11 protein-coding genes are annotated in these 13,261 nt (G+C 47.1%); all 11 read left to right on the plus strand.

What is annotated here, in order from left to right:
- The first annotated feature begins 20 nt into the window (after positions 1-20).
- Positions 21-1,112 carry a glycosyltransferase family 4 protein gene (locus QKW35_RS16415; protein ID WP_282354855.1) on the plus strand — a complete coding sequence of 364 codons (1,092 nt, stop codon included), beginning with the start codon at positions 21-23 and terminating at the stop codon, positions 1,110-1,112.
- Positions 1,096-2,475 carry a phenylacetate--CoA ligase family protein gene (locus tag QKW35_RS16420; RefSeq protein WP_282354856.1) on the plus strand — a complete coding sequence of 460 codons (1,380 nt, stop codon included), beginning with the start codon at positions 1,096-1,098 and terminating at the stop codon, positions 2,473-2,475. The genes QKW35_RS16415 and QKW35_RS16420 overlap by 17 nt, the downstream gene beginning before the upstream one ends.
- Positions 2,476-2,502: 27 nt before the next feature.
- Positions 2,503-4,677, plus strand: coding sequence for a bi-domain-containing oxidoreductase (locus QKW35_RS16425; RefSeq protein WP_282354857.1), 2,175 nt, complete (start codon positions 2,503-2,505; stop codon positions 4,675-4,677).
- A 7-nt stretch (positions 4,678-4,684) separates the two neighbouring features.
- The gene (locus QKW35_RS16430) at positions 4,685-5,857 is read left to right on the plus strand and encodes an aspartate-semialdehyde dehydrogenase (RefSeq protein WP_282354858.1); all 1,173 of its coding nucleotides are present in this window, start codon (positions 4,685-4,687) and stop codon (positions 5,855-5,857) included.
- A complete protein-coding gene (locus QKW35_RS16435; protein ID WP_282354859.1) occupies positions 5,844-6,584 on the plus strand; it encodes a WecB/TagA/CpsF family glycosyltransferase in 741 nt (246 codons plus the stop codon). The genes QKW35_RS16430 and QKW35_RS16435 overlap by 14 nt, the downstream gene beginning before the upstream one ends.
- Before the next feature lie 6 nt (positions 6,585-6,590).
- Positions 6,591-8,000 (plus strand): mannose-1-phosphate guanylyltransferase/mannose-6-phosphate isomerase, encoded by a 1,410-nt coding sequence (locus tag QKW35_RS16440; protein ID WP_282354860.1) that lies wholly within the window; start codon positions 6,591-6,593, stop codon positions 7,998-8,000.
- 146 nt (positions 8,001-8,146) lie between these two features.
- Positions 8,147-9,157: a UDP-glucose 4-epimerase GalE gene (galE, locus tag QKW35_RS16445; protein ID WP_282354861.1), complete on the plus strand. Its 1,011-nt coding sequence runs from the start codon at positions 8,147-8,149 to the stop codon at positions 9,155-9,157.
- A gap of 376 nt (positions 9,158-9,533) precedes the next feature.
- On the plus strand, positions 9,534-10,916 hold the full coding sequence (locus tag QKW35_RS16450; RefSeq protein ID WP_282354862.1) for an MBL fold metallo-hydrolase RNA specificity domain-containing protein: 1,383 nt from the start codon (positions 9,534-9,536) through the stop codon (positions 10,914-10,916).
- Between the two features lie 26 nt (positions 10,917-10,942).
- The gene (locus QKW35_RS16455) at positions 10,943-11,296 is read left to right on the plus strand and encodes a hypothetical protein (RefSeq protein ID WP_282354863.1); all 354 of its coding nucleotides are present in this window, start codon (positions 10,943-10,945) and stop codon (positions 11,294-11,296) included.
- A gap of 136 nt (positions 11,297-11,432) precedes the next feature.
- The gene (locus QKW35_RS16460) at positions 11,433-12,602 is read left to right on the plus strand and encodes an outer membrane beta-barrel protein (RefSeq protein ID WP_282354865.1); all 1,170 of its coding nucleotides are present in this window, start codon (positions 11,433-11,435) and stop codon (positions 12,600-12,602) included.
- Between the two features lie 41 nt (positions 12,603-12,643).
- Positions 12,644-13,195: a polysaccharide biosynthesis/export family protein gene (locus tag QKW35_RS16465; protein ID WP_282354867.1), complete on the plus strand. Its 552-nt coding sequence runs from the start codon at positions 12,644-12,646 to the stop codon at positions 13,193-13,195.
- Positions 13,196-13,261 lie beyond the last annotated feature (66 nt).

Here is a 13,261-nt window from a genome sequence, read left to right on the forward strand (position 1 = left end):
TCTTGGTTAAAGGTATGTAGATGAAAGATATCCAGCTAATAGTAGGGCCTTTTCCACCGCCGCTTGGTGGGGTGAGTGCTTCCGCTGATAACTTGAAAAGATTGATGAGCGAATGTGGCTATTCATGTGCCTGTTTCTCAACAAGTGCAGGAAGTCATAGGGAAAACTTGTATGCGCGAAAAGGTTTGTCAAGCTATTTTTTTGCGCTAAGGCTAATGGTTAGATTGGTTTTGTTTTTGTGTGCTCGTAGAAATATAAGAGTTGTGCATCTTTTTGTTGTGTCGAATAGCGCTTTCTTTCGAGACTTTATATTGTTGCTTGTATTATGGTTTTTTAGGAAGCGTGTCATTGTTCATCTGCATTCTAAAATCAGAGGTGAATTGTTTTTATCGGAACGTTTGCTGCCGATAATGATGTTCGCTTTGAGGCTGGCTGATAAGATACTTGTGCTTTCTGATGGTCATAAGGATTTTTTTTCAAAATTTGTTTCTGCAGAGAAAATTAGAGTGCTTGAAAACTTTGTTTTTTCTGAAGACTTCAAGCGCAGCGAAGTCGAACGTGCGGATGAATGGCTTTATGTTGGTAGGCTTAGCGAAAAAAAGGGCTTTGTCGATTTGCTAGAAGCAGTAGATCAATGTGTGAATGAAAAAGGCGATGATGAGCTTGTAGTTCGTTGTTTGGGATTGGCGGAGAGTGACGAAAAACAAGAATTCTTCGAAGATAGGATTCGGTTACTCGGTCTTGAAAAGAATATAAAGCTTTATGGGGTGGTTCAAGGCGAAGGTAAACTGAAGCACTTCAGTGAGTGCAAAGGTATGGTGTTTCCTTCTCACTTTGAGAACTCTCCTGTAGTTCTAAAGGAGGCGATTGCTGCAGATATGCCAGTCATTGCATCTGATATAGAGGCAAATATAAAAATTTTGGAACGATCCGGTAATGCTGTTTATTTTTCTGCGCAGTCGGTTGAAGGATTGGTTCGCGCGTTTACTGAGGTGTCTAAGGATGAAGGGCGGTTAGCTACCTTAAGGGAAAACTCTAGAGAATCTAATAAATTTGATGAAAAGTATGCTGCTGGGGTAATAGAGGAGGTTGTTAGTGGGTTTGGAGGATAAGCTTTACCCCTTGTTGGATGTATATTATAGGCTTCCGGAGCCTGTGGCTAAATTTATTGGAGGGGTGTATTCATCGTTGCCAGATCGGTGGATTAAAGGAAAGGAGTATGAGGCATTTCTGGAGCTTGCGGAAAACACAACTGTGCGCCAGGAGTATTTGGAATATCAGTTTTTGTCAATGGTTGCTTCTGCAAAAAAAACTGATTTCTACCAAGAGCTTTATAGTGATCATGGTGTATCGTTTGAGTCTGTAAAGGATTTGCGAGACTTGAAAAGATTGCCGACCATCTCTAAGGATGATGTAAAGGCTAACATTGATAGAATGGTATGTTCAGATTTAAGATCTAAAGGTCTCTATCTGACGACAGGAGGGAGTACTGGTCATCCTGTTGGTTTCTTTCTTGAGAAAGGAGTCACAAGGCCGAAGGAAGCGGCGTTTATTGATAGTCTCTGGAAGAAGTGCGGCTTTTTTAAGGGGGCTAAGATTGCTGTTATTAGAGGTCTGGCTTTTAAGTCTAACGACGGTATTTCTCGGCTGGACCCGATTAAAAATGCTTTAATGCTTTCAAGTGGGCAGCTTACTTTTGAAAATGTTGGGTTGTATGTCGACCGGTTGAATGCTTTTAAACCGGATTTTCTTCATGCATACCCATCGTCGGTATATCTGTTAGCACGTTTGTTAAAGAAAGCTGGAGTTAGGCTAGACTTTTGTCCTCGATATATATTTTGTGGATCTGAGAATATATACCCTGAGCATCTTTCGCTAATTGAAGAGGTTTTTGGTGCGCCAGTTTTTAGTTGGTATGGACATACGGAAAGAGTATTGCTGGCAGAACGGTTGACTGATGGGAGGTATCGTTTTCTTGATCATTATGGTATCGCTGAAGTTGTAGATGACTATGGTATCAACATAGGTTCAGGCTTAGGTGAGCTTTGTGGTACTGGTTTGAATAATGGTGTTATGCCTCTCATACGCTATCGGTCTCAGGATATGGTGCTTTTAGATGATGGCTGTCAAAGAAACGACTTTAGTGGTCCATTGATTGTCGCTTCAATAGAAGGTCGTTCCCATGAGTTTGTTTATTCCAAAGCACGCCGTCCGGTGAGCATGACCATGATAAATATGCATAGTTCTGTTTTTGATAACATCGAGAGGTTTCAGTTTGTTCAGAGGGAAATTGGGTGTGTTGTTTTTCAGTATAGATCTTTAAGCGAGCTGTCTGATAATGACTTGTGTAAAATTGAGCGGGCATTATTGGATAAGCTAGGTGATGGATTTGCGCTGAAAACCGAAAGGGTTAACGATATAGCGCTTACGCGGAATGGTAAGCAAACGTTCCTCAAACAAGAGATTGTGATCTAGATTATTTTAGATATTGATAGGTGTGCTGTGAAACAAGTTACTCAAACACTTAGGACTGGTGTAGTTGAAGTCAGTGAAGTGCCTGTGCCTACCCTTTCTGACAAGTTCGTATTGGTTAAAAACGTAGCATCTGTAATCAGTGCTGGAACCGAAAAAACCAAGATCGATATGGGCAAAAAAAACCTTTTGCAAAAAGCGAAGGCCCGTCCTGATCTTGTAAAGCAGGTAATCAAGAAAGTAAAAACTGAAGGTTTACAGAAAACGCTGCAAACTGTTAAGTCGCGCTTAGACTCGCCTTCTCCTCTAGGTTACAGCTGCGCAGGTGAGGTAGTGGCAGCAGGTGGTTTAGTGGAGGGTATTTGTCCCGGAGATAGAGTAGCCTGCGGAGGTGCTGACTACGCGAACCATGCCGAATTCGTAGCTATTCCTAAAAACCTTGTAGTTAAGATCCCTGAGAATGTTTCCGATGAAGAGGCTGCGTTCACCACTGTGGGTTCTATTGCTTTGCAGGGGGCCAGGTTGGCCGATCCTAAGCTTGGCGAAACGTTTTTGGTTCTGGGGTTGGGGCTTCTAGGTCAAATCATGGTGCAGCTGCTAACCGCAAATGGTTGTAAGGTAATTGCGACCGATCTGGATGCTGACTTGGTTAAACGTGCTGAAGGATTTGGAGCGGTCGGCGCGTACCCAGGATCTGATCTGGATGGTATATGCAAGGAGTTTACAGCCGGACATGGTGTTGATGGTGTGCTGGTTTGTGCAGGTAGCTCCAGCAATCAGCCGATCGAGCTATGTGGCCAGGTAACGCGTGAGAAAGGCCGTGTAGTTGTAGTGGGTGCTGTCCGAATGGATATCCCTCGGGAAGACTACTTCAAAAAAGAGATTAGTGTCGTTATTTCCCGTTCATACGGTCCTGGGCGTTATGATCCGTTTTACGAAGAAAACGGAAATGACTATCCGCTGGGTTACGTTCGTTTTACTGAACAGCGGAATATGCAGGCGTTTCTTGAGCTTATATCTCAAGGAAAAATGGATGTTAAATCGCTTATTACTCATCGCTTTGAAGTCGAACAGGCTGCAGAAGCGTATCAGTTGATCGAAGGTAATAAGACTGAACCGTACCTTGGTATTTTGATGCAATATCAAGCCGATCTTTCTGAGGTTGTGAATGGCGGCCGCATCAGTGTAAATAAAAAACCTGTGTCCACGGATAAGATTGGTGTGTCTTTCTTTGGTGCGGGTAATTATGCTACTGCAAGCCTGCTTCCACCTCTGAAGTCAGATGCAGACATTGAATTCCGTGGTTTGGTAACTGCAAGTGGAAGGACTGCTCAAGGTGTAGCAAGTCAGTTTGGTTTCTCGTTCTGTGCAGCAAATTACGATGAACTGTTGGAAAAAGATTCCGATGCGATCATGGTTGTGACCCGTCATGACACTCATGCCGAGTCTGTTTCCAAAGCGCTCGGGGCAGACAAGCATGTATATGTCGAGAAGCCATTGGCTTTGACTATAGACGAACTTGCGAATGTCCACACAGCTTATAAACGCTCAAAAGGTACGGTTATGGTTGGTTTTAACCGTCGGTTTGCGCCATCGACGCTTGAGGTTGTTGAACACTTCAAACATGTTAAATCTCCGCTGGTCGTAAATATTCGTGTTAATTCCGGTCAGATTCCAAGCCATCATTGGATTCAGGATCCTGAAGTGGGTGGTGGACGCATGATCGGTGAAGGCTGTCACTTTGTCGATTTGGCGTCAGCACTCACGGGCTCAAATCCTGTTACCGTTTCGGCGATCGCGAGTGCTAAGGCCGACAAATCTGCTTTGTTGAATGACAATCTTTCCGTCTCTCTCCAATTCGAAAACGGCAGCATCGCAAACATTATCTATTGCGCAGATGGCTCCAAAGCTATGGCTAAGGAGTATGTCGAAGTGTTTGGCGGCGGTAAGAGTGCGGTCATTAAAGACTTTAAACAGGCTGAGCTGTTTAGTGGTGATACAGAGGTTGTAAATAAAAAGCTGTCAGCACAGGATAAGGGGCAGAAGAATATGCTCAAGGACTGGTTGGCGGCTATGAAAGCAGGGCAGCAGTCTGTGCCTTACGAGTGCCTCATGGCTACCAGTATGGCGACGGTTATGGCTATTGAGTCTATTGCAACCGGCTCGCCGATGAAGGTGGATCTGTCAGTTCTTGATAAGGACTAAAGACTCAATGTTTGAAGCCAATAGTGCTGAAATTTTGGAAAATGCCCGAAGAGATAACTTTGCGGGCTTTGATCCTTTTGATGGTCTTAATAGCAAACTGTTTAAACTAGCTCCTTCTTTGAAGAAGGGGGTGTTTGGGTTGGCTTGGATTCAGCTGCATAAACGCTCAATACTCAATCTGAGGCCGGTTTTGGGTGTCCCCAAAGCACGCAATCCAAAAGGTGTTGGGCTATTTATTCTAGGGCTGTTGGAAGATCACAAGCGTACAGGTGATGCTGCTTTTTTGGATGAAGCGTGCACACTTGGAGATTGGTTGCTTGGGCAGAAAAGCGACCAATCCGTGTGGAAGCATGCTTGTTGGGGATACCATTTTGATTGGAATGCCCGAGCGTTCTTTGTTCCAAAGGGTAAGCCCAATATCATTACAACGGTCTATGTTTCACAGGCATTGTATGCGCTAGGGACGACAAAGGGTGAGCAGACCTATATCGATGCGGCATTGGATGCGGCTTCGTTTATGGTGGAAACCCTCTACACCGAGGCTGACGGAAGAAAATTCTTTGGCTATATCCCAGGTGAAAAGGCGTTTGTGCACAACGCCAGCCTTTGGGGCGCAGCATGGGTTGCATTTGTCGGAAGTCAACAAGGTAATTGTCGGTTTAAAGAGCTCGCACTCGCTGTCGCTCGTCAGTCTGTTGCGGAACAGGGCGAAGACGGATCTTGGGTTTATGGTGCCCGACATCATCACCAGTTTATTGATGGTTTTCATACAGGCTACAATCTTGAGGCGCTGCACATCATCCGCAAAGTGCTGGCTATTTCTGAGTTTGATGAAGCTATCGAGCGCGGATTGGCGTACTACAAAGATAAGTTGATCGAAGGTGATGGTACTGCCAAGTACTATGACAATAATCCTTATCCTCTGGATATGCACTCGGTTACCCAGGTTGTTATTACGTTGCTGAAGGTAAGCGGGAAGTTTGAGGATCAGGAGCTGGCGCGAAAAGTTATTGATAACTCAATCAATACTCTCTACATGCCTAACAAAAACCGATTTATGTATCAAAAGCATAAGAGATTCTCCAACAAAGTCGACTACATGCGCTGGACGCAGGCTTGGGTGTATTACTCTTTCGCCTATTTCAATCGAACAATAGCGGAACGAAATGAAACGAATTGAGTTGCTTGGCTCTCCTATGGACATGGGGAGTATGGAAGAGACGGTACAGCTTATTAAAGAGCGCTTAAAAAACGGTGTCTTTACGCAGCACGTGGTGGTGAACGTTGCAAAAGTTGTCAACATGCGTAGAGACTCTGAGTTGGCTCAGTCTGTAACCGAATGTGACATCATCAATATCGATGGTATGGGCGTTGTTTGGGGCGCACGTTTCCTTGGTCACGACGTTTCAGAGCGTGTGGCGGGCGTTGATCTCTTTCATGAGTTAAACGCGATGGCTGAGGAAGAAGGGTTTCCAGTCTTTTACCTAGGTGCAAAAGACGAGATCGTTTCTAAGACAGCTTCAATTATGACGGAAGCGCACCCGAATTTGCAGGTGGCGGGTTATCATCATGGATATTTCTGGGATGATGAAGAGGCCATTGTCGAAGAGATTCGCAAGTCTGGCGCTAAGCTGTTGTTTGTTGCCATTACCTCTCCTAAGAAGGAAAACTTTATCAATAAATGGAAAGATCAGCTGGGTGTTGATTTTGTGATGGGGGTTGGGGGTACATTTGATGTCGTTGCCGGAAAGGTTAAACGCGCGCCTATGTGGATGCAGCGTTGTGGCCTTGAGTGGTTCTATCGGGTGTTGCAAGAACCGAGACGGATGTGGAAACGCTACTTTGTCACAAATTCGAAGTTTGCGTGGCTATTGCTAGCTACGAAACTTGGGCAAACGCGTGTTTAATACATAATGATATTTCCGGTTATTTTGTCTGGTGGGTCTGGTACACGATTGTGGCCGCTGTCCCGCACGATGTTTCCAAAACAATTTTTGGCACTTAATTCTGATTTGGCAATGCTTCAGGAGACGGTGTCACGATTAGAGAGCATAGAAGTTTCTAGCCCTCAGGTGATCTGTAATGAAGAGCACCGCTTCCTCGTAGCTGAGCAGATGCGTCAGATGGATGTTAAAGCTCACATCTTGTTGGAACCTGTTGGCCGAAATACGGCGCCTGCTATCGCTCTGTCTGCGCTTCACCTTAAAGAACAGGGTAAAAGCGATGCGGTAATGTTGGTTTTAGCCGCAGATCACGTTATCGAGAATGTAGCGGTATTTCATACTGCTATTCAGACCGCTTTGCCAAAAGCCGAAGCGGGTAAATTGGTTACATTTGGTATTGTTCCTACCGAGCCTGCAACAGGGTATGGATACATAAAGGGTAATCCCAACGCAAATGCGGATCCTGTTATGGATGTTGCCGCATTTGTCGAAAAGCCGGACCTAAGAACAGTGCAGTCTTATTTGAAAAGTGGCGATTATTTCTGGAACAGTGGCATGTTTATGTTCCGTGTAGACCGCTATCTTGAAGAGCTTGAAATGCATCGCGCAGACATTCTTGATGCCTGTGTTAAAGCAATGAAAGTAACATCCAGTGATATGGATTTTATTCGCGTTGATCGGGATGCATTTGTGTCGTGCCCAGATGACTCCATAGACTATGCCGTTATGGAAAACACTGACCAAGCAGTTGTCGTTCCTCTGGATGCTGGTTGGAGTGATGTAGGTAGTTGGTCGGCGTTGTGGGATTTGAAAGAGAAGGATGAGCATAATAATGTTGCGGAAGGTGACGTTATTCTCGAAGATGCTTCCAATAGCTTTGTATACGGTCAGGACCGGATAGTTGCTGCATTGGGTGTTGATAACCTGGTTATTGTTGATACAAAAGATGCGCTGCTGGTCGCCGCTAAAGATAAAGTACAGGATGTCAAAAAAATTGTTCGCCAGGTGAAAGAAGCTGGCCGCAGTGAACATCTGCAGCATCGCGAAGTGTACCGTCCTTGGGGTAAATACGATTCGATCGACAGCGGATCCCGTTATCAGGTAAAGCATATAACCGTTAACCCAGGGGCAAAACTATCACTGCAGAAGCATCATCATCGTGCAGAGCATTGGGTGGTCGTCAAGGGAACGGCTGAAGTTCGATGCGGTGATAGAACGATGCTGCTCACAGAAGACCAATCTACTTACATTCCACTTGGCGAAGTTCATCAATTGAGTAATCCGGGTAAAGTGCCGCTAGAGATTATCGAGATACAGTCCGGTTCCTATCTCGGTGAGGATGACATTATTCGCTATGAAGATGATTACGGTCGAAATTAAAAACTGAGGGCATCGCATGAAGCGTGATAGCGATCCTGCCCATAACACTCACGTTTCTAGCGCTGTACCTTCGGAATTGCAGTCATACGGCTCGTAAAGTAGATAACCAAAAGTTATGCGAAATTGATATTCAAAACGGATTTCATATGAGAATTCTTGTTACAGGTGGCGCGGGTTATATCGGCTCCCACACCGTTCTGCTATTGCTTGAGGCTGGGATCGACGTTGTAGTCTTGGACAATCTAAGCAATAGCCACTCTACAGTTTTCAGTCGTGTCGAGACGATTACCGGTGGCCAGGTGACCTTTGTCGAGGGTGATATTCGGGATCGGGCCTGCTTAGATCGTGTATTTGGCGAACATCAGATTGATGCGGTGATTCACTTTGCCGGGCTGAAGGCTGTAGGTGAGTCGGTTGAAAAGCCGCTGGAGTATTATCAGAACAACGTTGCCGGTTCGATTGTACTCTGTGAGGCAATGACTGCGGCCGGTGTTAAGGCGTTGGTGTTTAGCTCTTCCGCGACCGTTTATGGTGAAGATGCACCAGTGCCGTATACAGAGGATATGCCGCGAGGGAAAACCACCAATCCTTATGGTACGTCCAAGGCGATGGTTGAGCAGATCCTTACGGACTTGACGGTTTCAGATCCAGAGTGGTCTGTCGTTTTGCTACGTTATTTCAATCCGATTGGCGCGCATCCCTCCGGACTGATTGGTGAAGATCCCCAGGGTATTCCCAATAATCTGATGCCGTTTATCAGTCAGGTGGCTGTAGGAAAGCGGGAGCAGTTGTCTATTTTCGGAAATGATTATCCTACAGAAGACGGGACCGGCGTTCGGGACTATCTGCACGTTATGGACTTGGCCGACGCTCACCTTAAGGCGTTAAAGCGTTCAACAATACCGGGAACAGATATTTATAATTTGGGCACGGGCAAAGGCGTATCTGTTCTGCAGATGGTGAATACGTTTGAGACGGTAACAGGTGTTCCTGTGTCGTATCAATTTGTGCCACGGCGTAGTGGTGATATAGCGGCGTGTTGGGCTGATCCTACCAAAGCACAGCAAGAGTTGGGTTGGACTGCGGAGAGGTCGCTTGAGGATATGATCAGGGATACGTGGACCTGGCAGTCGAAAAACCCGGAGGGGTATCGATAGGGTTGGTTTCTTTTTGCGGGATTTGGGGCAGCCCGAAGGGCTGCTGGTAGGCTGAAGCCAACCCTACAAAAAACCAGAACTAAAAAACCGCTGTAGCTGTAGGGCAGCTCTTTAGGCTGCCGGTAGGCTAAAGGCCTACCCTACAAAAAGCACAGCTAAAAAATGCGGGGCCTGTAGGGCAGCCCTTTAGGCTGCCGGTAGACTGAAGCCTACCCTACAAAGCTGAAGGTCTACCCTACATGCAGAATTAAAACTGGGGTGCCTGTGATGCAGAGTGTAGGTTGGCCAACGCGCAGCGTTGCCCAACATATCAGGCATCGCAGCGCGATGGCAGACCTACAAGGATTGTTTGCTAATTTCACAAGGAATGTGATGTATGTCGGATGTTAAAATTCTACATCATGGCGCTACGACGGGTGTGACCGGTTCGTGCCATGAACTGTTCTATTCAGATAACAGCAGTGTACTGATCGATTGTGGCATGTTTCAGGGTGCTGAATCCGCAGATCGGGAGCTGGGCGAGTCGCAGATCGATTTTCCGCTGGATGCAGTGCAGGCTCTGTTTGTTACCCATTGCCATATTGACCACGTGGGGCGTATTCCCTGGTTGCTAGCGGCGGGCTTTGACGGACCGATTATTGCCACTGAGGCAACGGCTAAGCTTCTCCCGTTGGTATTGGAAGATGCGCTTAAGGTGGGTGTTACACGCAACAAGCGTATTATCAGCAAAGTCATCGCGCGTATTAAGCAGCTGATTGTACCGGTGCCTTACAATACCTGGTATCAGCCGTTTTCGGATAACCGCTTTAAGGCTAAATTCAGGGTTGCGGGTCATATATTGGGTTCGGCCTATATCGAATTCCAGGTCAATAAACGTCGCGTGACCTTTTCCGGTGATTTGGGTGCACCCTATGCGCCTTTGTTGCCTGCGCCTAAATCCCCTTATAGCTGCGATATTCTGGTGTTGGAAAGCACCTACGGTGATCGTGAGCATGCGAAAAGACGCGAACGAAAAGCGCAGCTTCGCGCGGTAATAGAGCACGCCCTGAAAGACAAAGGTACGGTGTTGATTCCTGCGTTCAGTATCGGTCGCACGCAGGAGCTGTTGTACGAGATCGAGCACCTTATTTACCGCTCACAGTCCCGAGTTTGGAAGGATCTTGATGTCATTGTTGATTCGCCTCTGGCGGCAGAGTTTACCCGTCATTACCGCGAAATGAGTAAGTTGTGGGATAAGGAGGCGCTAAGGCGCAAACGATCTGGTCGGCATCCCTTGGCGTTTGATAACCTGATTACGATTAACGACCATGCATCTCATCAAAAATTAGTGTCCCACCTCAAGATCAGTGCCCGCCCGTCGATAGTGATAGCAGCCAGTGGTATGTGTGCAGGTGGCCGCATTCAAAACTACCTGAAGGCGCTGTTGCCAGATCATCGTACGGATGTGTTGTTTGTGGGCTACCAGGCCCAGGGCACACCCGGTCATGATATTCAAAAATACGGCCCGCGGGGTGGGTATGTGTATTTGGATGGTGAGCGTGTGGATATTCGGGCGGCGGTTCATACGATAAGTGGGTATTCTGCCCATGCGGATCGCTCTGACCTGGTAAATTTTGTGCGTCGGATCTATCGCAAACCCGCCGAGATACGCTTGGTACATGGCGATAAAGAGGCGAAGCAAGCGTTGCGCCGCGGATTGCAGGCTGTGGTGCCTGAAACCAAAATTCTTATTCCAACGGATCAGGGCAGTAGCAATTGATAAATACTCGTGGGGGCTTACGGCTGTTGTCTCTTATTGCAGTTTTGGGGCTGTTGTGGGGGATCTTTAATCCTGAGCCGCTTCATGGCTTTTTGGGTGAGTCGGACAAAACCGATCATACACTGGCCTTTATGGTGGTTGCTGTGTTAGGGCGTTTGAATTGGCCGGGCGGTAAACCGGTGGTCTACTGGGGAATCTGGTGTTTGTTGGCGGTGCTTCTGGAGTATCTTCAGGGGCGTTGGATGCCGTTACGAACCTATGATATTTACGATGCGTACGCCAATTTGGCCGGAGTACTGGCTGCGTTTTTATTCTGTTTTATTGTGGCGATGGTGCGGCGTTCCCGTTGTTCACAATGTTGTCACGAGTTAGATGATTAAATGGGTCATTAGTGTTTAAAATTCAGGCGCTTTTGCTTTGTTTCATGTAAAGCAATTGTGCTAGCATAGCGCTCAATTGGAATATCGAAGGGGCATGACCCGTGCTCCGTGAGACCTGCTTATAGGAAAGGTATATATGGAAACTAAGGATCTTCGTTTGGCTCTCATCGGGCTGTGTGGTGCATACGCTACATCTGCGGTCGCTATCGAGCCTGCTTCAATCACATCTGGCCCTATCGCTGTGATCCCGCAGCTGACAGTTCAGGTTGGTCACGACGATAACATCTTTACCGATGAGACCAACGAACAGGACTCTTTGATTACTGTGATTAAGCCTTCTGTTCAGCTTGTTGCTGAGAAGGAGAACGATGCGTACCGTGTGACGTTTGAATTGGAAGACGGTACCTACCAGGATAGCAGTGCCGATAACTACACCGACCACAGTTTGGTGGGTGAGGCGATTATGGAGCTGAACAGCCGTAACCGTCTGGATTTGACTGCATCTTACATCAAAGATCACGAAGATCGTGGCAGTAATGATTCCGGTATCTCTGCGTCTCCAGATCGCTACACCGACAAGTCCGTTGCTGCGGTGTACCGCTACGGCGCAGAAGGCGCGCAGGGTAACCTGGAGCTGAAAGGTTCTTTGCTGGATCACCAGTTCGACAACTTCAAGTCTAAGAACGAAAGCCGTGACCGTCAGAATGCGCTGCTGGATGCGACCTTCTTCTACCGCGTAGCACCTAAAACCAAAGCGCTGTTTGAGATCCGCCACGAAGATATCGACTACGATCTGTCAACCAGCGATCTGGATAACACCGAGACTAAATACCTGGCGGGTGTGACTTGGGATGCAACCGCAAAAACCTCTGGTAACGCAAAAATTGGTTACGCCGAGAAGGACTTTGACGACGCGTCCCGTACTGACCGTGACGGTACCAGTTGGGAAATCGGTATGACTTGGGCGCCGCAGAGCTATTCTACCTTTGGTCTGAATGCGTCTCAGGAGTTTGAAGAAACTTCCGGTCAGGGCGATGCGATCGACACCGAATCCTTCAGTGTGACCTGGAACCACTCCTGGAGCGAGCGTGTAAGCACCAACGCGATGCTGAGCCGCACTGATGAGAGCTACCTGGGTAGTACCCGCGAAGATGAAACCGATAGCCTGAAGCTGGGTGTAAACTACGATCTGCAGCGTTGGTTGGCTGTTGATCTGTCTTACACCTTCACAGACAAAGAGTCTAACCAGGCAGACGAAAGCTACGAGCGTAACCAGTTTATGGTAACGCTGACAGGATCCCTGTGATCCTGTCTCCTCTGAAATTAAGCTTGTTGGAGAAATAGGACGTGCTGTCGTCAGTAAACTTCCATCTTAAAGCTTTTCTGGTGTGGGCGATGCTTTTGGTATCGCCCCTGTCTTTTGCAGAAAGTAAAGGTCTATCCGACTATCCGTTAGGGTCGGGTGATCTGTTGAGTATTCAGGTTTTCGGCGAGGAAGACCTGAGTCTTGAAGTGCGTTTGAGTGATGCCGGAACTGTATCTTACCCGTTTCTGGGTGAGCTAAAGGTGACTGGATTGAGCATTAGTCAGTTGGGCGAACTTGTACGCTCCAAGCTGGCGGATGGTTACCTGGTTAACCCGAGTGTAAACGTCACTGTGCTTGAGTATCGTCAGTTCTTTATCAACGGTGAAGTGGAAAAACCAGGCGGTTATCCGTACCAGCCAGGTCTTACGCTGCAAAAAGCGGTTGCGTTGGCCGGTGGTTTTACCGAACGTGCGTCTAAGTCAAAGATGTATGTTGTGCCTGATGGTAAAGAGGGTGAGCCTCCACGTAAACTGAAACTGGGGAGCCTGGTGCGCCCTGGTGATGTTGTCACAATCGAAGAAAGCTTCTTCTAAACCTCTCTATCTATAGGGTACACAAACGGATGTGTGCCCTATTTTTGTTTCCTATCAACGTCGGTA

This window comes from Pontibacterium granulatum, assembly GCF_029961155.1.
GTDB classification, from domain to species: domain Bacteria; phylum Pseudomonadota; class Gammaproteobacteria; order Pseudomonadales; family Balneatricaceae; genus Pontibacterium; species Pontibacterium granulatum.